21 protein-coding genes are annotated in these 21,880 nt (G+C 65.3%); 13 read left to right on the forward strand and 8 right to left on the reverse strand.

Annotation, left to right across the window (positions count from 1 at the left end; all coding sequences use genetic code 11):
* Positions 1-53 precede the first annotated feature (53 nt).
* Entirely contained in the window at positions 54-2,045 is a 1,992-nt protein-coding gene (locus tag NJG22_RS01390) for a hybrid sensor histidine kinase/response regulator (RefSeq protein WP_253091937.1), read from the reverse strand.
* 265 nt (positions 2,046-2,310) lie between these two features.
* Between NJG22_RS01390 and NJG22_RS01395 the strand changes: the two genes are divergently transcribed.
* The 8 genes from NJG22_RS01395 (at position 2,311) to lnt (ending at position 9,922) form a co-directional block, all read left to right on the forward strand.
* A complete protein-coding gene (locus NJG22_RS01395) occupies positions 2,311-3,108 on the forward strand; it encodes a hydroxymethylpyrimidine/phosphomethylpyrimidine kinase (protein ID WP_253091939.1) in 798 nt (265 codons plus the stop codon).
* Positions 3,109-3,122: 14 nt separating this feature from the next.
* Positions 3,123-3,746, forward strand: a complete 624-nt coding sequence (thiE, locus tag NJG22_RS01400; protein WP_253091941.1) for a thiamine phosphate synthase — start codon at positions 3,123-3,125, stop codon at positions 3,744-3,746.
* Between the two features lie 17 nt (positions 3,747-3,763).
* Positions 3,764-5,047 (forward strand): glutamate-1-semialdehyde 2,1-aminomutase, encoded by a 1,284-nt coding sequence (hemL, locus tag NJG22_RS01405; RefSeq protein ID WP_253091942.1) that lies wholly within the window; start codon positions 3,764-3,766, stop codon positions 5,045-5,047.
* Between the two features lie 288 nt (positions 5,048-5,335).
* Complete coding sequence (locus NJG22_RS01410) at positions 5,336-5,881, forward strand: tetratricopeptide repeat protein (RefSeq protein ID WP_253091943.1); 546 nt, start codon at positions 5,336-5,338, stop codon at positions 5,879-5,881.
* A 183-nt stretch (positions 5,882-6,064) separates the two neighbouring features.
* Positions 6,065-7,063, forward strand: coding sequence for a PhoH family protein (locus NJG22_RS01415; protein WP_217850458.1), 999 nt, complete (start codon positions 6,065-6,067; stop codon positions 7,061-7,063).
* Positions 7,056-7,529, forward strand: a complete 474-nt coding sequence (ybeY, locus tag NJG22_RS01420) for an rRNA maturation RNase YbeY (protein WP_217850452.1) — start codon at positions 7,056-7,058, stop codon at positions 7,527-7,529. The genes NJG22_RS01415 and ybeY overlap by 8 nt, the downstream gene beginning before the upstream one ends.
* Positions 7,530-7,556: 27 nt before the next feature.
* Positions 7,557-8,396, forward strand: a complete 840-nt coding sequence (locus NJG22_RS01425; protein ID WP_134692284.1) for an HlyC/CorC family transporter — start codon at positions 7,557-7,559, stop codon at positions 8,394-8,396.
* Positions 8,397-8,404: 8 nt separating this feature from the next.
* Positions 8,405-9,922: an apolipoprotein N-acyltransferase gene (gene lnt / locus NJG22_RS01430; RefSeq protein WP_253091946.1), complete on the forward strand. Its 1,518-nt coding sequence runs from the start codon at positions 8,405-8,407 to the stop codon at positions 9,920-9,922.
* A 26-nt stretch (positions 9,923-9,948) separates the two neighbouring features.
* Here lnt and NJG22_RS01435 read toward each other — a convergent pair whose 3' ends face one another.
* Both NJG22_RS01435 and NJG22_RS01440 read right to left on the reverse strand, forming a co-directional pair.
* On the reverse strand, positions 9,949-10,710 hold the full coding sequence (locus NJG22_RS01435; protein ID WP_253091948.1) for a YdcF family protein: 762 nt from the start codon (positions 10,708-10,710) through the stop codon (positions 9,949-9,951).
* A gap of 115 nt (positions 10,711-10,825) precedes the next feature.
* Complete coding sequence (locus NJG22_RS01440; protein ID WP_134692278.1) at positions 10,826-11,140, reverse strand: hypothetical protein; 315 nt, start codon at positions 11,138-11,140, stop codon at positions 10,826-10,828.
* Between the two features lie 238 nt (positions 11,141-11,378).
* Between NJG22_RS01440 and leuS the strand changes: the two genes are divergently transcribed.
* The 5 genes from leuS to NJG22_RS01465 all read left to right on the forward strand — a co-directional run bounded on the left by leuS (position 11,379) and on the right by NJG22_RS01465 (position 17,467).
* The gene (gene leuS, locus NJG22_RS01445) at positions 11,379-13,985 is read left to right on the forward strand and encodes a leucine--tRNA ligase (RefSeq protein ID WP_253091950.1); all 2,607 of its coding nucleotides are present in this window, start codon (positions 11,379-11,381) and stop codon (positions 13,983-13,985) included.
* A 61-nt stretch (positions 13,986-14,046) separates the two neighbouring features.
* On the forward strand, positions 14,047-14,652 hold the full coding sequence (gene lptE, locus NJG22_RS01450; protein WP_253091952.1) for an LPS assembly lipoprotein LptE: 606 nt from the start codon (positions 14,047-14,049) through the stop codon (positions 14,650-14,652).
* Positions 14,653-14,689: 37 nt separating this feature from the next.
* Positions 14,690-15,727 (forward strand): DNA polymerase III subunit delta, encoded by a 1,038-nt coding sequence (holA, locus tag NJG22_RS01455; RefSeq protein ID WP_253091954.1) that lies wholly within the window; start codon positions 14,690-14,692, stop codon positions 15,725-15,727.
* 196 nt (positions 15,728-15,923) lie between these two features.
* Positions 15,924-16,088, forward strand: coding sequence for an alternative ribosome rescue factor ArfA (arfA, locus tag NJG22_RS01460; protein WP_134692271.1), 165 nt, complete (start codon positions 15,924-15,926; stop codon positions 16,086-16,088).
* A 62-nt stretch (positions 16,089-16,150) separates the two neighbouring features.
* A complete protein-coding gene (locus NJG22_RS01465) occupies positions 16,151-17,467 on the forward strand; it encodes a lytic murein transglycosylase (RefSeq protein WP_253091956.1) in 1,317 nt (438 codons plus the stop codon).
* A 134-nt stretch (positions 17,468-17,601) separates the two neighbouring features.
* On the opposite strand, the gene NJG22_RS01470 is transcribed toward NJG22_RS01465, so the two are convergent.
* The 5 genes from NJG22_RS01470 to NJG22_RS01490 form a co-directional block, all read right to left on the reverse strand.
* Positions 17,602-18,540: an LD-carboxypeptidase gene (locus NJG22_RS01470; protein WP_253091958.1), complete on the reverse strand. Its 939-nt coding sequence runs from the start codon at positions 18,538-18,540 to the stop codon at positions 17,602-17,604.
* 99 nt (positions 18,541-18,639) lie between these two features.
* Positions 18,640-19,656 carry a lipoyl synthase gene (gene lipA / locus NJG22_RS01475; protein ID WP_225935547.1) on the reverse strand — a complete coding sequence of 339 codons (1,017 nt, stop codon included), beginning with the start codon at positions 19,654-19,656 and terminating at the stop codon, positions 18,640-18,642.
* A 2-nt stretch (positions 19,657-19,658) separates the two neighbouring features.
* Positions 19,659-20,306 (reverse strand): lipoyl(octanoyl) transferase LipB, encoded by a 648-nt coding sequence (lipB, locus tag NJG22_RS01480; RefSeq protein WP_253091960.1) that lies wholly within the window; start codon positions 20,304-20,306, stop codon positions 19,659-19,661.
* Complete coding sequence (locus tag NJG22_RS01485) at positions 20,306-20,581, reverse strand: DUF493 domain-containing protein (RefSeq protein WP_023630272.1); 276 nt, start codon at positions 20,579-20,581, stop codon at positions 20,306-20,308. The genes lipB and NJG22_RS01485 overlap by 1 nt, the downstream gene beginning before the upstream one ends.
* Before the next feature lie 73 nt (positions 20,582-20,654).
* Positions 20,655-21,815 carry a D-alanyl-D-alanine carboxypeptidase family protein gene (locus NJG22_RS01490; RefSeq protein ID WP_217850486.1) on the reverse strand — a complete coding sequence of 387 codons (1,161 nt, stop codon included), beginning with the start codon at positions 21,813-21,815 and terminating at the stop codon, positions 20,655-20,657.
* Positions 21,816-21,880 lie beyond the last annotated feature (65 nt).

Here is a 21,880-nt window from a genome sequence, read left to right on the forward strand (position 1 = left end):
TGCACTAACCATCCTTCAGTCGGCCCGCGAACTTGCCAGCAGCTGAGTGCAAATCAGAGTCGCGTCGCGCCAGAAACCGCTCGCCCAGGCGGCATCTGCACCTGGGCAACCGCCACATTCAAGGCCAGCTCGAAGCGGCTCCCCAACCCACGCGTCGACTCATGGGACAGCTTGGCGTCGAGTAGTTCGGCCAATTGCCGACAGATCGACAAGCCAATACCGAGCCCGCTATAACGCCGGGTCATCGAGCCATCCACCTGGAAGAAACGCTGATAGAGAATCGCCTGGTCCAGGTCATCGAAACCAATGCCGCTGTCACTGATGGTGAACGTCAACGCCAGGCTGTGAGGGCCAAGGCGGCGACCACGAACCTGAATCATCACCCCACCGTGGTGAGTGAACTTCAGGCCATTGTCCACCAGGCAACCCAGGCAGCGGGCGACTTTCTGCGCATCGCCGACCAGGCTGTCGGGCAGGTCAGCGGGGATGTCCAGGCTCAGGTACAGGCCCTTGGCCAGGGCCTGCCCGGCATAGCCGGCGCGCAGTTCCTGGAGCAACCGGCGCAGGCTGAACGGCCCCCCATGGCTACGCAACCGCCCGGCCTGCAGTTCGGTGAGCACGAGAATATCGTCGACCATCGCCATCATGTCCTGGGCTGAGCCGGTGGCGGTGCGATGGTATTGCGCCTGCTCGGCGCTCATCGGCAGGGTATGCAGCAGCTCCAGCGAACCGATCACGCCGTTCATCGGCGTGCGCAGTTCGTGGGTCACGGTGGCGAGGAACTCGTCCTTGAGCCGATTGCTGCGGGCCAGTTGCAGGTTCAGTTGCTCCAGGGTGCGGCCAGTGTCGCGCAGGGTCTGCGCCTGTTGCTCGCGCAGGCTGTTGATGCGGTCGGCCAGGGCCAGCGACAACAGCGCCACCTCCAGCGCCGAACCCAGTTGGCTGGCATACATGGTGATGAACACATTGGGCAGGTAGCCCAACACCATCAAGGTGTTGACCAGGCCGCCGAGCAAAAACGCCGTCCAGGCGATGATGAACCAGCGCGCCACCCGCACCCCGCGCCACCAGGCGTACAACCCGGCGCTGAAGATGCTCACGGTGAACAGCAGCGCCAGCAGCGTGGCCATGCGCAAGGCCACGCCGTAGCGCAGGGTCAGCGCCATCAGCATCACCAGCGCGCCCGCCGCCATCAGCAGCATCAGCAGGCGATCGAAGCCGCGGCTCAGGCGCCCCAGTTGCAGGAAATGGCGGGCGAACTGGCAGCCGAACACGCCGGCGGCGCCGATGAACAGCGGCGTCGCGGCATTGGCCCACCAGGGGCTGTTGGGCCAGAAATAGGCGATGCCGGCGCCGTTGACCGACACCTGGTAGAGCCCGAACGCGCCGATATAGAGGATGTAGTAGAGGTAGCTGGTGTCGCGCACGCTGAGGTAGATGAACAGGTTGTACACCAGCATCACCAGCAGCACGCCGTAGATCATGCCCAGTACGTACAGGCGGGTGGGCTGGTCTTGCAGGTAGGCCTCGGTCGACCACAGGGTCAGCGGCGCCTGGATCGAGCCCTGGCTGTGCAGGCGCAGGTAGGCGGTGGTGGCCTGGCCTGGGTGCAGGGGCAGTTCGAACAGGTAGTTGTTCTGCTGGATCTGCCGGCTGGCATAGGGCAGCGCGTCGCCGGTGCGCCCGGCCAGGCGGTACACACCCTGGGCGTCCGCCAGGTAGAGTTCGAGGTGGTCCAGCGGCGGGTAGGCCAGTTCCAGCAACCATTGGCGCGGCGCGGCGGAGGGGGACGCGGCGTAGGCAAGGTCGACCTTCAGCCAGAACACCGAGGTCGAATAGCCGGCATTGAGCACCTCGTGCTCATGGGCCTGAAAGCGGTTGGCGAACGCCGCCGAACTGACCTGGGCAATACTGGCGCTACCATCGTGGTCTTCATAGACCTGCATGAACCGGCCCAACGGCAGACGCCCGGTGCTGTCGTCGAAAGCGACCGCCCCAGCGAACAGGGGCACACAGCCCAGCAGCACAATCAGCAAATAGCGCATACAGCCCCAGCATGGCCTGTCACGGTCGCGTCGCGGTTGCCTCCTGTCCATTTGAGACGACGTGATCCGGCAGTGCCGTTCATCGAGTTATCCGAGCACTCTAGCATAGCTTTTCAGCCCGACCAGAGGCCACATCATTCTTGCCTTAAAAGGCTCTAGAACAGGCATTACAGAGCATAAAACCAACGCCTTTTGACCACTCGATCAGGAATTAACCCCGCGCGGCTGATCCGCGCAAAAAGGTTTGGTGATAAGCTCGCCGACCATGAATACCTACAGCTCCCGCCCCGTTGTCCTCTGTCTCTCCGGCCACGACCCCAGTGGTGGCGCCGGGCTGCAGGCAGATATCGAAGCCCTGATCGCCCAAGGTTGCCACGCCGCTCCCGCCGTGACCGCCCTGACCGTGCAGGATACCGTCAACGTTTCCGACTTCCGCGTGCTCGACCGCGAGTGGGTGCTGGCCCAGGCCAACGCCGTGCTGGCCGACTCCAAGGTGGCCGCGGTCAAGCTGGGCATGCTCGGCTCGATCGAGATGGTCGACACCGTCGCCGAACTGCTGGCCGCCCATCCGCACCTGCCGTTGGTCTGCGACCCTGTGCTGCGTGCCGGCGGCGGTGGTCGACTGGGCAAGGACGAGGTTGGCTACGCCCTGCGCGAACGCCTGTTGCCGCTGGCCACCATTGCCACGCCGAACCTGCCGGAAGCGCGCATCCTCGCCGATTTGCCCGAAGGCACCGCGGACCAGTGCGCCGAGAAGCTCCTGCCGTTCTGTAGACACCTGCTGATCACCGGCGGTCACGGCGACGAAGTGGAAATCCACAACCGCCTGTACAGCCGCGACGGCCAGCAGCACACCTGGACCTGCCAGCGCCTGCCGGGCAGCTACCACGGCTCAGGTTGCACCCTGGCCAGCGCCCTGGCCGGCCGCCTGGCCCTGGGCGAAGCGCTGAGCAGCGCGGTGCGCAGCGCCCTGGACTACACCTGGCGCACCCTGCGTGACGCCGAGCAGTTGGGCAAGGGCCAGTACGTGCCGCGCCGCCTGCCCCTGGATTTCTGCTCCTGACACGAGGCCACCCCATGACGCTCCGCGGTCTGTATGCGATCACCGACAGCCAGCTGCTTGCCGGCCGCTTCCTCTCCCATGTCGAAGCGGCGCTGGAGGGCGGCGTCTGCCTGCTGCAGTACCGCGACAAGAGCGACGACGCGGCCCGCCGCCTGCGTGAGGGCGAAGCGCTGCGCAAGCTCTGCGAGCGCTACGGCACCCAGCTGCTGATCAACGACGACGCCGAGCTGGCCGCGCGCCTGGGCGTCGGCGTGCACCTGGGCCAGACCGACGGTCCGCTGACGCCGGCCCGCACCCTGCTCGGCCGCCAGGCGATCATCGGCGCCACCTGCCATGCCAGCCTGGAGCTTGCGCAGCAGGCCGCCAGCGAAGGCGCCAGCTACGTTGCCTTCGGCCGCTTCTTCAATTCCGTGACCAAACCGGGCGCCCCGGCTGCCAGCGTCGACTTGCTGGAGCAAGCCCGCGCCCAGGTCAAGCTGCCGATCGCCGTGATCGGCGGCATCACCCTCGACAACGCCGCCCCGCTGGTCGCCCATGGCGCTGACCTGCTGGCGGTGATCCACGGCCTGTTCGGTGCCGACAGCGCGCAGGAAGTCACCCGCCGCGCCCGCGCCTTCAACGCCCTGTTCGCTTGCTGATTTCGAGAGAAAATCCCATGTCCCGTTCCGAAGCCCTGTTCGCCCAAGCCCAGAAACACATCCCCGGCGGCGTCAACTCGCCGGTCCGCGCCTTCAAGAGCGTCGGCGGCACGCCGCTGTTCTTCAAGCACGCCGAAGGCGCCTATGTCATCGACGAAGACGACAAGCGCTATGTCGACTATGTCGGCTCCTGGGGCCCGATGATCCTCGGCCATGCCCATCCACAGGTCCTGGATTCGGTGCGCAAGCAGCTGGAGCACGGCCTGTCCTACGGCGCGCCGACCGCCATGGAAACCGAGATGGCCAACCTGGTCTGCTCGATCGTGCCGTCGATGGAAATGGTGCGCATGGTCAGCTCCGGCACCGAAGCCACCATGAGCGCCATCCGCCTGGCCCGTGGCTACACCGGCCGTGACGCGATCATCAAGTTCGAAGGCTGCTATCACGGTCACTCCGACAGCCTGCTGGTCAAGGCCGGCTCCGGCCTGCTGACCCAGGGCGTGCCGAGCTCGGCCGGGGTGCCGGCGGACTTCGCCAAGCACACCCTGACCCTGCCGTTCAACGACATCGCCGCGGTCGAGAAGACCTTGGCCGAGGTTGGCCAGACCGTGGCCTGCATCATCGTCGAGCCGGTGGCCGGCAACATGAACTGCGTGCCGCCGGCGCCGGGCTTCCTCGAAGGCCTGCGCAGCCTGTGCGACAAGCATGGCGTGGTGCTGATCTTCGACGAGGTGATGACCGGTTTCCGCGTGTCGCTGGGCGGCGCCCAGGGCCACTACGGCATCACCCCGGACCTGTCGACCTTCGGCAAGATCGTCGGCGGCGGCATGCCCGTCGGCTGCTTCGGTGGCAAGCGCGAGATCATGGGCTGCATCGCCCCGCTCGGCCCGGTCTACCAGGCCGGAACCCTGTCGGGCAACCCGCTGGCCATGGCCGCCGGCCTGACCACCCTGAAGCTGATCAGCCGCCCGGGCTTCCATGACGAGCTGAGCGCCTTCACCAGCCGCATGCTCGACGGCCTGCAACAGCGTGCCGATGCCGCCGGCGTGCCGTTCGTCACCACCCAAGCCGGCGCCATGTTCGGCCTGTACTTCAGCGGTGCCGACGACATCGTCACCTTCGACGACGTGATGGCCAGCGATGCCGAGCGCTTCAAGCGCTTCTTCCACCTGATGCTCGACGGTGGCGTGTACCTGGCGCCAAGCGCGTTCGAGGCCGGTTTCACCTCCATCGCCCACGGCGACAAGGAGCTGCAGATCACCCTGGAGGCGGCCGAAAAGGCTTTTGCTGCCCTGAAGTAAGTCGCTGCACCGCGCTTTGTGGGAGCAGCCTTGCGTCGCGAAAGGGCCGCAGAGCGGCCCCAGGATTTCAGCAAAAACGCAGAGATTGCTGGGGCTGCTGTGCCGCCCTTTCGCGGCGCAAGGCCGCGCCCACAGGGGCCAGTACAGGCAATAAGTACCCATGCACAACCCGCTGATGTCCCCAGCCAGGTAGAAATCTGAGTAAAACTTTGTAAGGTTGGCGCTGCTTATCCCATAATGTGCCACCAGAGACATTGGCCGCAGCTTTGCAGAGGTAAGTCGATCCCCATGAACCGCACCGGCCGCGCCCTGACCCTGGGCTGCCTGTTGCTTCTTCAGCCCCTGCTGGCCCTGGCGGAGGGCGGTAACTCGTTGCTGATTCCGGCGGCGGGCCGCTGCACCCTCGACGCTGCGCCCGAGGACCGGCAGAGCGCGCTGCAAGCCTGTGAGCAAGCGGCGCAAAGCGGGGATGCCCAAGCCCAGTACGAACTCGGCGAGTTCTACTACAGCGCCACGCCACGGCAGCTGGACAACGCCCTCAAGTGGTTCGAAAAAGCCTCGCTGCAAGGCCAGGCCCAGGCCCAGTACCGACTCGGCTCGATGTTCTTCCATGGCGAAGGGGTCAAGGCCAACAATGTGCAGGCCTATATCCTGCTGAAGATCGCCGCGGTCAACGGCGCCGAGGATGCCCTGGACATGGCCGACGAGGTCACCGAGCAGATGCCTCGCGACGAGCTCGAGCACGCCACCCAGGTGCTCGGCCAGATCTTCCGCAAATACCTGCTGGAACTGCAGAACGCCGAAGGCCGCACGCCGTTCTCGCCCCTGCCCTGACCTGCCTCAGCGACCGACACATCCGTGTAAAGCAAACCATGCATGCTGGCAGTTGCGGCCCTGTCGCCGGCTTGCCGGCGACAGGCACGCAGCAACCCTTGATCGTTTCAGTGCTTTCGCCACTGCCACGCAAGGGTTATTCTTGAGTTCACATTCATTGCCGTCGAGCGGCTAAAAACGACCTTGAACGCACCCATACAACCCCATCGTTTCATCCTCGAACCCTTCGAGGCCCACCGTTTCGCCAACTTGTGCGGCCAGTTCGACGAGCACCTGCGCCTGATCGAACAACGCCTGGCCATCGAAATCCGCAACCGCGGCAATCAGTTCGAACTGATTGGCGAACCGAAAACCACCTCCGCCGCCGAGCAGCTGCTGCGCCGCCTCTATCGCGAGACCAAGGCCACCGACCTGTCGCCGGAAACCGTGCACCTGTATCTCCAGGAATCGACGGTCGAGACCCTCGAGAACCCCGCCGTCAACGAAGTCAGCGTCTCGCTGCGCACGCGCAAGGGCAATATCCGCCCGCGCGGCGTCAACCAGCAGCGCTACGTCAAGGAAATCCTGGCCAACGACATCAACTTCGGCATCGGCCCGGCCGGTACCGGCAAGACCTACCTGGCCGTGGCCTGCGCCGTCGACGCGCTGGAGCGCGAACAGGTGCGGCGCATCCTGCTGGTGCGCCCGGCGGTCGAGGCGGGCGAGAAACTGGGCTTCTTGCCGGGCGACCTGGCGCAGAAGATCGACCCGTACCTGCGCCCGCTGTATGACGCACTGTACGAAATGCTCGGTTTCGAGCACGTGGCCAAGCTCATCGAGCGCCAGGTGATCGAGATCGCCCCGCTGGCCTACATGCGTGGCCGCACGCTGAACAACAGTTTCATCATCCTCGACGAAAGCCAGAACACCACGCTGGAACAGATGAAGATGTTCCTCACCCGCATCGGCTTCGGCTCGACCGCAGTGATCACCGGCGACATCACCCAGGTCGACCTGCCACGCGGCACCAAGTCGGGCCTGGCCCATGTGATCGAGGTGCTCAAGGACGTGCCGGGCATCAGCTTCACCCATTTCCAGCCCAAGGACGTGGTGCGCCACCCGCTGGTACAGCGCATCGTCGAAGCCTACGACCGCTTCGACGCCCGTCAGGCCAAGCCCGAGGCGCCCGGCAAAGATGCTTGAACTCGACCTGCAACGGGCCACCGACGCCGCTGCCCCCGATGACGCCGCCTTCCGCCGCTGGTGCGAGCTGGCCCTGCGCCAGCGCAGCGCCGACTCGGAAATGACTATCCGCCTGGTGGACGAAGCCGAAGGCCGCGAGCTGAACCACACCTACCGGCACAAGGACTACGCCACCAACGTGTTGTCCTTCCCCGCCGATGTACCCGACGACCTGCTCGACATCCCGCTGCTGGGCGACCTGGTCATCTGCGTGCCGGTAGTCGAGCGCGAAGCCGCCGAACAGGGAAAAACCCTGGAGGCACACTGGGCGCACCTGGTCATCCATGGCTGCCTGCACCTGCTCGGCTACGACCACATCGACGATGAGGAAGCCGAGGAAATGGAAGCGCTGGAACGGCAATTGCTAGCGGAACTGGGTCACCCGGACCCGTACGCCGACGACGAAACCGATTCAATCACACACTGAACATTGCAAGGATCACGAGTAACCGCCATGAGCGAAGATCGATCGAGCAACGGGCAAAAGTCCTGGCTGGGTAAACTGACCCAGGCTTTTGCCCATGAGCCGAAAAACCGCCAGGAGCTCCTCGAGCTGCTGCGCGAAGCCCATCAGAACAAGCTGCTCGACAGCGAAGCGCTGACCATCGTCGAAGGCGCCATCCAGGTCGCCGACCTGCAGGTGCGCGACATCATGGTGCCGCGTTCGCAGATGATCAGCATCAAGGCCAGCCAGTCGCCACGCGAGTTCCTGCCGGCGGTGATCGACGCCGCGCACTCGCGCTACCCGGTGATCGGCGAGAGCCATGACGATGTGCTCGGTATCCTGCTCGCCAAGGACCTGCTGCCGCTGATCCTCAAGGAAAACGGCGACAGCTTCAACATCAAGGACCTGCTGCGCCCGGCCACCTTCGTGCCCGAGTCCAAGCGCCTGAACGTGCTGCTGCGCGAGTTTCGCGCCAACCACAACCACATGGCCGTGGTCATCGACGAATACGGCGGCGTGGCGGGCCTGGTGACCATCGAAGACGTGCTCGAGCAGATCGTCGGCGACATCGAGGACGAGCACGACGTCGAGGAAGACAGCTACATCAAGCCGCTGCCCAGTGGCGACTTCCTGGTCAAGGCGCTGACCCCGATCGAGAACTTCAACGAGTTCTTCGACAGCGAGTTCTCCGATGACGAGTTCGACACTGTCGGCGGCCTGGTGATGAGCGCCTTCGGCCACCTGCCCAAGCGCAACGAGACCACCGAGATCGGCGGCTATCGCTTCCGTATTCTCAACGCCGACAGCCGGCGGATACACTTGCTGCGTCTGACCCCGATCAACCGTTAAGGAACATCATGCGCTGGATCACCCGCCCCGGCTGGCCCGGTAACCTGCTGGCCATGGCGGCCGGCGCCTCCACCCTCCTGGCCCTGGCGCCGTTCGACATCTGGCCGCTGGCGCTGCTGTCCATCGCCCTGTTCTACGCCGGCCTGCGCACACTGACCCCACGCCAGGCCCTGGGCCGTGGCTGGTGCTTCGGTTTCGGCCTGTATGGCGCCGGCACCTGGTGGATCTACGTCAGCATGAACACCTACGGCGGCGCCTCGCCGCTGTTGGCGATCCTGCTGCTGCTGGCGTTCTTCGCCTGCCTGGCGCTGTTCTTCGCCCTGCCCGCCTGGCTCTGGGCGCGCTGGCTGCGCCGCGACGAAGCGCCGCTGGCCGACGCCCTGTGTTTCGCCGCCCTGTGGCTGCTGCAGGAGGCGTTCCGCGGCTGGTTCCTCACCGGTTTCCCGTGGCTCTACGCCGGCTACAGCCAGCTCGATGGCCCGCTCGCCGGGCTTGCCCCGCTGGGCGGCGTGTGGCTGGTGTCGTTCGCCCTGGCCCTGAGCGCCGCCCTGCTGTGCAACCTGTACCGCCTGCGCGAGCGTCGCGCATTCCTGGCCGTGGGCGTGCTGCTGTTGCTGACGCCCTGGACTGTCGGCCTGGCCCTGAAGGACCATGCCTGGACCGTCCCCGCCGGTGACCCGCTGAAGGTCGCCGCCTTGCAAGGCAACGTCGAGCAGGATTTGAAATGGGACCCGGCGCACATCAACGCGCAACTGGCGTTGTACCGCGACATGAGCTTCAGCTCGAAACCGGTCGACCTGCTGGTATGGCCGGAAACCGCCGTGCCCGTGCTCAAGGACCAGGCCCAAGGCTACATCGACATGATGGGCGCCTTTGCCGCCGAACGACATTCGGCGCTGATCACCGGGGTGCCGGTACGCCAGGTGGTGCATCAGCAGCGCCGCTACTACAACGGCGTCACCGTCAGCGGTGAAGGCGACGGCACCTACCTCAAGCAGAAGCTGGTGCCGTTCGGCGAATACGTACCGCTGCAGGACATGCTGCGCGGGCTGATCGAGTTCTTCAACCTGCCGATGTCGGACTTCGCCCGCGGCCCCGAGGACCAGCCACTGTTGCAGGCCAAGGGTTACCAGGTTGCCCCGTACATTTGCTACGAAGTGGTCTACCCGGAGTTCGCCGCCGGCCTTGCCGCACGCAGCGACCTGCTGCTGACCATCAGCAACGACACCTGGTTCGGCACCTCGATCGGCCCGCTGCAGCACCTGCAGATGGCCCAGATGCGCGCCCTGGAGGCCGGACGCTGGATGATCCGCGCCACCAACAACGGCGTGACCGCATTGATCGACCCGTTCGGCAGGATCACCACGCAGGTCCCGCAGTTCCAGCGCGCGGTGCTGTACGGCGAAGTGGTACCGATGCAGCAGCTGACGCCCTACCTGCAATGGCGCTCGTGGCCGCTGGCGATCGTCTGCGCGCTGCTGCTGGGCTGGGCGCTGCTGGCCGGACGAATCGCCAGGACCGTCTAAGCGAAGATGCCCCTGTACGCTGGACCTCAATAGAACAACCGGTACCCCAGCAACCCCACCGCCTCGTTGAGCAACTGCCCGCTCTGCCACATCGCCCGGCTTTCCGGAAGCAAGCCGGCGAATGGGCGGGCGTGGTCGCGGCCGAGGAAGCCGACAGGCGCGGGCACCACTTCCAACCCCGCCCGCTCGAAGCTCCAGCGCGAGCGCTGCATGTGCCAGGCCTGGGTCACCACCACCACGCGGCGGATGCCCAGGGGCTGCAGCAGCTTGGCGCTGAACGCGGCATTTTCCCAGGTGGTCCGGCTGGCCTGCTCTTTCCAGGCAGCCTGCACGCCGAAATCAGCCTGCAGGCGCTCGGCCATCAACTGCGCTTCGCTAGGCGGCGTGCCGTAGTGCAGGCCGCCGCTGGTCAGCACCGGCAAGCCCGAGGCCTTGGCCAGTTGGGCCGCATAGCGCAGGCGTTCCAGCGCCATGTAGCTCGGCTGGTCGGCATCGGCCCAGGCCGGGTCACCGCGATCACGCCCGGCGCCGAGCACCACGATGGCATCGGCCCTGGACGCCAGCTGCGCCCAGTCATCGACGCGCAACGCCGGTTCTGTCTCGAGCGCGCGGGCGGCATGCTCCACCACCCACGGCAAGCTCATCAGCCACAAGCCGCCCAGGCCCAGGGCGAAGCAAGCCGCCGCCAGCCGTGGTCGACGCCGGCGCCACCACCAGGCGGCCAGCAGCAACAGCAACAGGACGCCGGGCGGCATCAGCCATTGTTTGAGAAAAAAGCGAAACGGCATCACACACCTCCATGGAAGGCGTGCAGCCTAAGAGGATCGGCACCGGCCCTCAAGGGCAACCGGCGCCGATCGATAGCGACAAATGTGAAGTACCAGCGGCTACAACCCTGATCGACTATCGGGACGGCAGTGTCCGCGCGCTTGCTGGGGCGGCGGAACGCTTGCGGTCCTTGAGCCAGACGATTCTGGCCGAGGACGGTTGCGGCTGCGGATAAGCACCGGCGCTGGCAAAACGGCCCTCCGGGAGGGATTCCAGGTAGGCCTTGATCACTTCGAACTCGGCATGGCTCAGGCCACGCAACTCCAGTTCGGCGGGCATCTCGTCGCGCAATCTGACCGAGGTCCTGGCCACTTCCAGCGCCAGGCCCAGGCGGTCGATCAGGCGTTCGTAAAGCTCCGGTTTGCTCGTGGTTAGCTGCGACTCTCCCATCCGTTCACCTCATTGAAGGTAAGAATATCTCCCCCCACACCTGAGCTTAGCGTCACTCGCAAAAGCGACCGGGCGCCGCGACCAACGGCCCGCGCGAGCGCCAATGCAAACTGGGTTTCCCACGACGCGCGACGCTCATGTATGCTACGGCGTTCACTCTTACACGACACCGGAGTGCCGGACGCAGCGAGGTTGCGCTGCCTGGAACATGTCTCTTATCCCTAAATGCAAAGTAGCCATGCACGAACAATACACACCCCGTGATATCGAAGCCGCCGCCCAGACCTACTGGGACGAGCAACAATCGTTCGCTGTTACCGAACAGCCAGGCAAGGACACCTACTACTGCCTGTCGATGTTCCCGTACCCGAGCGGCAAGCTACACATGGGGCACGTGCGCAACTACACCATCGGTGACGTGATCGCCCGCTACCAGCGCATGCTGGGCAAGAACGTGCTGCAGCCGATGGGCTGGGATGCCTTCGGCATGCCGGCGGAAAACGCCGCGATGAAGAACAACGTCGCACCGGCCAAGTGGACGTACGAAAACATCGACTACATGAAGACCCAGCTCAAGAGCCTGGGCCTGGCCATCGACTGGGCGCGTGAAGTCACCACCTGCAAGCCGGACTACTACCGCTGGGAGCAGTGGCTGTTCACCCGCCTGTTCGAAAAAGGCGTGATCTACCGCAAGAACGGTACCGTCAACTGGGACCCGGCCGACCAGACGGTCCTGGCCAACGAACAGGTCATCGACGGCCGTGGCTGGCGTTCGGGCGCGCTGATCGAGAAGCGCGAAATCCCGATGTACTACTTCCGCATCACCGACTACGCCGACGAGCTGCTGGAAAGCCTCGACGAGTTGCCGGGCTGGCCTGAGCAGGTCAAGACCATGCAGCGCAACTGGATCGGCAAGTCGCGCGGCATGGAAGTGCAGTTCCCGTTCGACCAGGCCAGCATCGGCCATGAAGGCACCCTCAAGGTCTTCACCACCCGTCCGGACACCCTGATGGGCGCCACCTACGTCGCGGTTGCCGCCGAGCACCCGCTGGCCACCCAGGCGGCCCAGGGCAACCCGGCGCTGCAGGCGTTCATCGAAGAATGCAAAGGCGGCAGCGTCGCCGAGGCCGACATGGCCACCCAGGAGAAGAAGGGCATGCCCACTTCCCTGTACGTCGAGCACCCGCTGACCGGCGAGAAACTCCCGGTGTGGGTCGCCAACTACGTGCTGATGCACTACGGCGATGGCGCCGTAATGGCCGTGCCGGCCCACGACGAGCGCGACTTCGAGTTCGCCCACAAGTACAACCTGCCGGTCAAGGCCGTGGTGCGCACCAGCGCCGGCGACCAGGTCGGCAGCGAATGGCAGGCCGCCTATGGCGAGCACGGCCAGCTGATCAACTCCGGCGAGTTCGACGGCCTGGACTTCCAGGGCGCCTTCGACGCCATCGAGGCTGCGCTGATCCGCAAGGACCTCGGCAAGTCGCGCACCCAGTTCCGCCTGCGCGACTGGGGCATCAGCCGCCAGCGCTACTGGGGCTGCCCGATCCCGATCATCCACTGCCCAGCCTGCGGCGACGTGCCGGTGCCCGAAGACCAGTTGCCGGTCGTGCTGCCAGAGAACGTGGTGCCGGACGGCGCCGGCTCGCCCCTGGCGCGCATGCCTGAGTTCTACGCCTGCAGCTGCCCGAAATGCGGCGCTGCGGCCAAGCGCGAAACCGACACCATGGACACCTTCGTCGAGTCGTCCTGGTACTTCGCCCGCTACGCCTCGCCCAACTACGAAGGCGGCATGGTCGACCCGAAAGCGGCCAACCACTGGCTGCCGGTGGACCAGTACATCGGCGGTATCGAACACGCGATCCTGCACCTGCTGTACGCGCGCTTCTTCCACAAGCTGATGCGCGACGAAGGCCTGGTGACCTCCAACGAGCCGTTCAAGAACCTGCTGACCCAGGGCATGGTCGTCGCCGAAACCTACTACCGTGTCGCCAGCAATGGTGGCAAGGACTGGTTCAACCCGGCCGATGTCGAAGTCGAGCGCGACGCCAAGGCCAAGATCATCGGCGCGCGCCTGAAGACCGACGGCCTGCCGGTGGAAATCGGCGGCACCGAGAAAATGTCGAAGTCGAAGAACAACGGCGTTGACCCGCAATCGATGATCGACCAGTACGGCGCCGACACCTGCCGCCTGTTCATGATGTTCGCCTCGCCGCCCGACATGAGCCTGGAATGGTCCGACTCCGGCGTCGAGGGCGCCAGCCGCTTCCTGCGCCGTGTCTGGCGCCTGGCCCAGGCCCACGTGGCCCAAGGCCTGCCAGGCCAGCTGGACGTCGCCGCGCTGGACGACGCGCAGAAAGTCATCCGCCGCGCCATTCACGCCGCGATCAAGCAGGCCAGCACCGATGTGGGCCAGTTCCACAAGTTCAACACCGCCATCGCCCAGGTGATGACCGTGATGAACGTGCTGGAAAAAGCCCCGCAGGCCACCGCCCAGGACCGCGCCCTGCTGCAGGAAGGTCTCGAGGCCGTGACCCTGCTGCTGGCGCCGATCACCCCGCACATCTCCCACGAGCTGTGGAAGCAGCTGGGCCACGACCAGGCCGTCATCGACGCCGGCTGGCCGACCGTGGATGACGCTGCGCTGGTGCAGGACACCGTCACCCTGGTGGTCCAGGTCAACGGCAAGCTGCGCGGCCAGGTGGAAATGCCCGCCGCCGCCAGCCGTGAGGAAGTCGAGGCCGCTGCCCGCAACAACGAGAATGTCCTGCGCTTCATCGATGGCCTGACCATCCGCAAGGTCATCGTCGTACCGGGCAAACTGGTCAATATCGTCGCCAACTGATGGCAACGCCCGTCGGCGCAAAGCGCAGGCGGGCGTAATCGGTCCACGAGGGAGCAACAACATGATCAAACGCAATCTGCTGGTAATGGGCCTGGCCGTCATGCTCAGCGCCTGCGGTTTCCAGCTGCGCGGCACCGGCACCAACGAACTGAGCATCAAGGAGCTGGACCTCAGCGCCCGCAACCAGTACGGCGCCACCGTGATGCAACTGCGTCGCGCCCTGGAAAGCAGCGGCGTCAAGGTGTACGCCTCGGCCCCCTACAAGCTGGTGCTGACCAACGAGCAGGAAACCCAGCGCGCCGCCACCTACACCGGTGGTAGCCGCTCGGCGGAGTACGAGCTGACCACCGTGCTGAACTACGCGCTGCAAGGCCAGAACGACACCCTGCTGCTCGAAGACAAGCTGCAAGTGCAGAAGTACTACGTCTACGACGGCAACAACATCAACGGCTCCGGCCAGGAAGCCAACCAGGTTCGCGAAGAGATCCGCCGCGACCTGGTGCAAAGCATGATGGCCCGCCTGCAACAACTGACTCCGCAGCACCTGGAGCACTTGCAACGCAAGGCCAACGAGCGTGCCGAAGCCGAAGCCCGCGCCCTGCGCGAGGCCCAGCGCATCCAGGACGAGACGCCGCAGCAATCGCCCCTGGAAATCCCGGCTCCCTGAGCCCGAACGGGGCACCTGAGGTGCCCCGCCCTTCGCCATGAAGCTCGCCCCCGCCCAACTCAACAAGCACCTGCAAGGCACGCTTGCGCCTGTCTATGTCGTCAGCGGCGACGACCCGCTGCTGTGCCAGGAAGCCGCCGACGCCATTCGCGCCGCGGCGCGCCTGCAAGGCTACAATGAACGCCAGGTGTTCAGCGCCGACGCCAACTTCGACTGGGGCAACCTGCTGCTGGCCGGCGCCAGCCTTTCGCTGTTCGCCCAGCGCCGCCTGCTGGAACTGCGCCTGCCCTCCGGCAAGCCCGGTGACAAGGGCGCAGCGGCGCTGATCGAATACTGCGCCAAGCCCGCCGAAGACACCTTACTGCTGATCAGCCTGCCCAAGCTCGACGGCAGCGCGCAGAAGACCAAGTGGGGCAAGGCGTTGATCGAGGGTGGCCAGTGCCAGTTCATCCAGATCTGGCCAGTGGACGCCCAGCAGTTGCCGCAATGGATCAACCAGCGCCTGTCCCAGGCTGGCCTGTCGGCCCAGCGCGACGCCGTGGACCTGATCGCCGCGCGGGTCGAGGGCAACCTACTGGCGGCGGCCCAGGAGATCGAGAAGCTCAAGCTGCTCGCCGAAGGCAACCAGATCACCGTCGAGACGGTGCAGGCAGCCGTGGCCGATAGCGCCCGCTTCGATGTCTTCGGCCTGGTCGATGCCATCCTCAACGGCGAGGCCGCGCATGCCTTGCGCATGCTCGAAGGGCTGCGTGGCGAGGGGGTCGAACCGCCGGTGATCCTCTGGGCGCTGGCCCGCGAACTACGCCTGCTGGCCGGGCTGGCGCAACAGTTCAGCCAGGGCGTGCCGCTGGACAAGGCGTTCAGCCAGGCCCGGCCGCCGGTGTGGGACAAACGCCGGCCGCTGGTCAGCAAGGCCCTGCAACGCCTCTCGGCGCAGCGCTGGGCCATGCTGCTGCAGGATGCCCAGCGCATCGATGCCCAGATCAAGGGCCAGGCCGAAGGCTCGCCCTGGACCAGCCTGGCGCGGCTGTCGCTGTTGATGGCTGGCCAGCGATTGGTGCTTCCTTCGCAATAGCTGGGGCTGCTTCGCGCCCCTTTCGCGACACAAGGCCGCTCCCACAGGAGTGCGTGCGTCCCTGTGGGAGCGGCCTTGTGTTGCGAAAGGGGCGCGAAGCGGCCCCAGGATCTCAGCCATAAACACAATCAATTGGCCCTACATTGCCCCACGGCCTAAAGTCCGCCCCGAAACCCACCCAACCGGGAACCCCACCATGAGCAAAAAGCCGAAAAAGCATGGCCCCAACAAGGCCAAGTCGATCATCGCCCAACCCCTGTTCCGCTGCCGCCAGGAACGGGCCGAAAAAGGCAAGGGCAGCTACCGCCGCGAAGCCTTCCAATCGAGAGATTGGGAGGCTTCCTGCTTTATGGCGGCCTGAAAAGGCATGAAAGGCGCAAGCATGGTATGGTCGGCACCTGACCTGCAATTCTGGATCTGTGCATGCCCTCTCGTCCCACTCTACGCTGGCAACCTCGCCAGCTGATCGCGGCCACCAGCTTCATCCTGCTCGTCGCCTGCGCCGAGAAACCCACCGCCGCCGACGCCTTGCCGCTGGCCCCCGCCCAGCCCGCCCCGGTCGTCACGCTGCCGTCCGCCAGCGTCGATACCAGTAACGAAATCCAGCCCTTGCAGACCTTCGCCCAATGGCAGGCGAATTTCCGCCAGCAAGCCCTGCAAGCCGGCATCAGCCCCAGCCTGTTCGATCGCGCCTTCCTCGGCGTCACCCCGGACATGGACGTGATCAAGGCCGACCGCAGCCAACCCGAATTCACTCGCCCGGTCTGGGAATACCTCGACGGCGCCCTGTCGCCTCTGCGCGTGCGCAACGGCAAGAAGCTGCTGGCGCAAAATGCCGAGTTGCTCAGCCGCATCGAGCAGCGCTATGGGGTCGATCGCCAGGTGCTGGTGTCGGTGTGGGGCATGGAGAGCAACTTTGGCCAGTTCCAGGGCAGCAAGTCGGTGATCCGCTCGCTGGCCACCCTGGCCTATGAGGGCCGTCGCCCGCAGTTCGCCCAGGACCAGCTGATCGCCGCCCTGCAAATCCTGCAGAACGGCGACATCCAGCCCGAGGCCATGCGCGGCTCGTGGGCCGGTGCCATGGGCCAGACCCAGTTCATCCCCACCACCTACCTCACCCACGCCGTGGATTTCGACGGCGACGGGCGCCGCGATATCTGGAACAGCACCGCCGACGCCCTGGCGTCGACCGCGCACTACCTGCAGGCGTCCGGCTGGAAGCGTGGCCAGCCGTGGGGCTTCGAGGTGCAGGTGCCAGCCGGGTTCGACTGGTGGCTGGCCGACGGCAGCCAACGCAAGAGCGTCAGCGAATGGCTGCAACTGGGCGTGAAGCTGCCGGCAGGCACGCAACTGCCGGCCGGCAGCAACCAGCTGTCCGCCGCCCTGCTGCTGCCAGCCGGTGCCCGTGGCCCGGCGTTCCTGGTGCTGGACAACTTCCGCGCGATCCTCAAGTACAACAACTCGTCGTCCTATGCGCTGGCGGTGAGCCTGCTGGGCGATCGCTTCTCGGGCTGGGGCTTCATCGCCGGCAGCTGGCCGAAGGAAGACCTGCCGCTGAGCCGCAGCGAGCGGATCGAACTGCAGACCCTGCTCAACGCCAGCGGCCACGAGGCGGGCAACCCCGATGGGATCATCGGCGCCAATACCCGCAAGGCCATCCGCAATGCGCAGCAGGCCCAGGGCTGGCCGGCCGATGGTTATCCGACGCACAAGCTGCTCGACAGCCTGCGTCAGCGCTGAGCATTTTGGGGCCGCTGCGCGGCCCTTTCGCGACACAAGGCCGCTCCTACAAGCAATCGCGAATTTCGAGGTAACGCGATCCCCTGTAGGAGCGGCCTTGTGTCGCGACGGGCTGCAAAGCAGCCCCGGCCATCTCAAGCCCTGAACAGATCCTGCTCCAGCACCAGTGCCTGCCCGACACTCTCCAACCTTACCCGAGCCCCCAGCGGCAGGCACACATTCGGATCACAATGCCCGCTGCGCCACCCGGCCAGCACCGGCACCCCAAGCGGGCCGAAGGTATCCAGCAGCAGCGGCGTCATCGCCGCCACGGTGATGCCGGCAAAATCCCCCAGCAGCACGCCACGCACCCCCTCCAGCTTGCCGGCCAGGCGCAGCTGCGTCAGCAGGCGGTCGACCCGGTACAGCGGCTCGTTGACGTCCTCGATGAACAGGATACTGTCCTGGGTGTCGATTTCCGCCAGCGTCCCCAGCGTCGCCCCAAGCAACGACAGATTGCCGCCGACCAGCCTGCCACTGGCCATGCCCGGCACCACGCAGGTCAGTGGATAAGCCGATGGATGAACGATCTCGCCCCCCGCCGCCAACTGCCCGCCAAGCTGCTCGAACAGTGAGCGAACGGTCGGTTCCTGCTTGCCGCCCAGCAGGTCGGCATTGAGCATGGCGCCATGGAAGGTGACCAGCCCGGCATGCCGGTTGAGCGCCGAATGCAGGGCGGTGATATCGCTGTAGCCCACCAGCGGCTTGGGATGGCGACGGATCAGTTCGAAGTCGACCCGGTCCAGCAGGCGCATGCTGCCGTAACCGCCGCGCATGCACAGGATGGCGTCGATGTCCGGGGCACTGAACGCATCGTGCAGGTCACGCAGGCGCTGCTCGTCGCTGCCGGCGAGGTACCCGTCCGCTTGCAGTACGCCGGGGTAGATACGGCATCGCAGGCCACGGTTTTCGAACCACAGGCGCGCCTTGTCAGTATCCAGCCGCGCCGGCCCGGCCGGGGCGATGATGGCGAAGCGGGCGTTGTCAGGCAGGGCCTTGGGCAACAGGTACTCGGCAGTTTCCAGGCAATTCATCACGCCACTCCTTGCAGCTTGTCGCTTCAAGCTTCTAGCTCAAAAAAAATGCCGATGCCGCCTTCCAGCGCGCATCGGCATGTCTCGCTCAAGCTCGCTTCAGAGCTTGATCTTGGCTTCGTGGGCCTGCTGGTCGGCGTGGTACGACGAACGCACCAACGGGCCGGACGCGACGTTCTTGAAGCCCATCTTGTAGCCTTCCTCGGCGAACCAGGCGAAGGTGTCCGGGTGCACGAAGCGCTGCACCGGCAGGTGGTTGCGCGACGGTTGCAGGTACTGGCCCAGGGTCAGCATGTCGATGTCGTGCTCGCGCATGCGCTGCATCACCTCGATCACCTCTTCGTCGGTCTCGCCCAGGCCGAGCATCAGGCCGGACTTGGTCGGCACGTGCGGGACCATCTGCTTGAACTTCTGCAGCAGGTCCAGCGACCAGTCGTAGTCCGAACCCGGGCGCGCGGCCTTGTACAGGCGCGGCACGGTCTCGAGGTTGTGGTTGAACACATCTGGCGGGGTCTGCGCGGTGATCTCCAGCGCCACGTCCATGCGCCCACGGTAGTCCGGCACCAGGGTTTCCAGCTGCACGCCCGGCGACAGCGCGCGAATCTCGCGGATACAGTCGGCGAAGTGCTGGGCGCCGCCGTCACGCAGGTCGTCGCGGTCCACCGAGGTGATCACCACGTACTTCAGGCGCAGGTCGGCGATGGCCACGGCCAGGTTCTTCGGCTCGTCGAGGTCCAGCGGCTTCGGCCGGCCGTGGCCGACGTCGCAGAACGGGCAGCGACGGGTGCAGATATCGCCCATGATCATGAAGGTGGCGGTACCGCCAGAGAAGCACTCGCCCAAGTTCGGGCAGGAAGCCTCTTCGCAGACGCTGTGCAGCTTGTGCTTGCGCAGCAGTTGCTTGATGCGGTCGACCTCCGGCGAAACCGGGATGCGCACGCGAATCCAGTCGGGTTTCTTCGGCAGTTCTTCGGTGGGGATGATCTTCACCGGGATGCGCGCGACCTTCTCGGCGCCACGCAGCTTCACGCCCGCCTCGACTTTCTTCGGCGCGGGGCGCGGGGTGACGTCTTGCGTCGGGATCAGGTTCGGCACGGCTTCTTGCACAGTTGTCATAATCAGTCGATTCCGCCCGTCAGGGTCGTCTGCTCAGCATAGTCGAGGTGCCTGACCAGCTGTCCGCGCAGCCTTGTCCTGACCTCGTCGAGTTCGATCGGGCCTGCCAGGTCGCGCAGCTGGGTCATGGCCAGCCCCGCATACCCACAGGGGTTGATTCGGCGGAATGGCGCAAGGTCCATGTCCACGTTCAAGGCAAGGCCGTGGAACGAACGGCCGTTGCGAATTCGAAGGCCAAGTGACGCGATCTTCGCGCCATCGACATAGACGCCAGGGGCGTCGGGTTTTGCCAGCGCCTGCACGCCGTAGCTGGCGAGCAGGTCGATGAGGGTCAGCTCGATGCGGCTGACCAGCTCGCGCACGCCGATGCTCAGGCGCCGCACATCCAGCAGCAGGTAGGCCACCAGCTGGCCGGGGCCATGGTAGGTGACCTGGCCGCCGCGGTCGGTCTGCACCACCGGGATCTCGCCAGGCACCAACAAGTGCTCGGCCTTGCCGGCCTGGCCCTGGGTGAACACGGGGGGATGCTCGACCAGCCAGACTTCGTCCAGGCTGTCCGGGCCACGCTGCTCGGTAAAGCGGCGCATGGCCTCCAGCACCGGTTCATAGGGCTGCAGGCCAAGGTCGCGGAAACCGAGCACGCCAGGCATCACAGCACCATTTTCACGATGCCGGTAGCGCGCAGGGCACTGTTGATGTCGTGCAACTGGTCCTCACCGGTGGCAACGATATGCAGCTGCACCGTGGTGTACTTGCCTTCCTTGCTCTGGCGTTCGGCCAGGGTCGACAGGTCGACCTTGGCATACTTGCTGAGGATCTCGATCACGGTGTCCTTGAAGCCGACAACGGTATCGCCGATCACCTTGATCGGGTAATCCTCGCAGGGGAATTCGATCTTGTGCGACTTGACGTCTTCTTCGCTCATGGCGGTAACGGCCTCGTAAGCCGTGGCAGCAACAGCGCCCCCGCCTGGTTCACAGGGGCGTGCCGGTCACGTATCAGTTGAACAAACCGTAGAAGAACAGACGGATGCTGTCCCACATGCGGCCGAAGAAACCCGCTTCCTCGACGCCGTCGAGGGCGATGAGGTCAGCGCTGTGAACCACTTTCTCGTCCAGTTTGACTTCCACTTTGCCGATCACGTCACCTTTGGCGATCGGCGCGGTCAGTTGCGGGTTCATGGTCATCGAAGCCATCAGACGTTTAAGCTGGCCTTTAGGCATGGTCATGGTCAGGTCGTTGGCCAGACCCGCCTTGACCTGGTTGGTCGCGCCTTTCCATACCTGGGCTTGAGTCAGCTCGGTGCCCTTCTGGTAGAAGGTCTGGGTTTCGAAGAAACGGAAACCGTAGGTCAGCAGCTTTTGCGTCTCGGCGGCGCGGGACTGCTCGCTGTTGGTGCCGAACACCACGGCGATCAGGCGCTGGCCGTCACGCACGGCCGAGGCGACCATGCAGTAGCCGGCTTCGTCGGTGTGGCCGGTCTTCAGGCCGTCGACGGTCTTGTCACGCCACAGCAGCAGGTTGCGGTTGGGCTGCTTGATGTTGTTCCAGAAGAACTCTTTCTGCGAGTAGATGGCGTAGTGCGCCGGGTCTTCGTTGATGATCGCCCGTGCCAGGGTGGCCATGTCGTGGGCCGAGGAGTAGTGCTCCGGGTTCGGCAGGCCGGTCGGGTTCATGAAGTGGCTGTTGGACATGCCAAGGTCGGCGGCAGTCTTGTTCATCATGTCGGCGAAGGCGTCTTCGCTGCCGGCGATGTGCTCGGACAGGGCGACCGAGGCATCGTTGCCCGACTGGATGATGATGCCGTGCAGCAGGTCGCTGACGGTGACCTGGCTGCCGACCTTGATGAACATCCGCGAACCGCCGGTGCGCCAGGCGTTTTCGCTGACGGTGACCGGGTCGTTCTCGCCGATCTGGCCACGACGGATGTCCAGGGTGGCGATGTAGGCGGTCATCAGCTTGGTCAGGCTGGCTGGCGGCAGGCGCTCGTCACCGTTGTTCTCGACCAGCACGTTGCCGCTGGACGCGTCCATGAGTACATAGGACTTGGCGGCCAGTTGCGGTGGTGCCGGCATCATCTGCTCCGCTGCGAAGGCAGCAGGCGTGATCATCAGCAGAACGGGCAGGCAAAGTCGTTTGGCAAGGTTGGTGATGTTCATCCGTCTCTCGTAAATCGCTAATGGTCTGATGTTCCGTGGGCCACATCGTGCGCCCAACGCCCCGT

Source organism: Pseudomonas sp. VA159-2, from assembly GCF_024126635.1.
GTDB classification, from domain to species: Bacteria; Pseudomonadota; Gammaproteobacteria; order Pseudomonadales; family Pseudomonadaceae; genus Aquipseudomonas; species Aquipseudomonas muyukensis.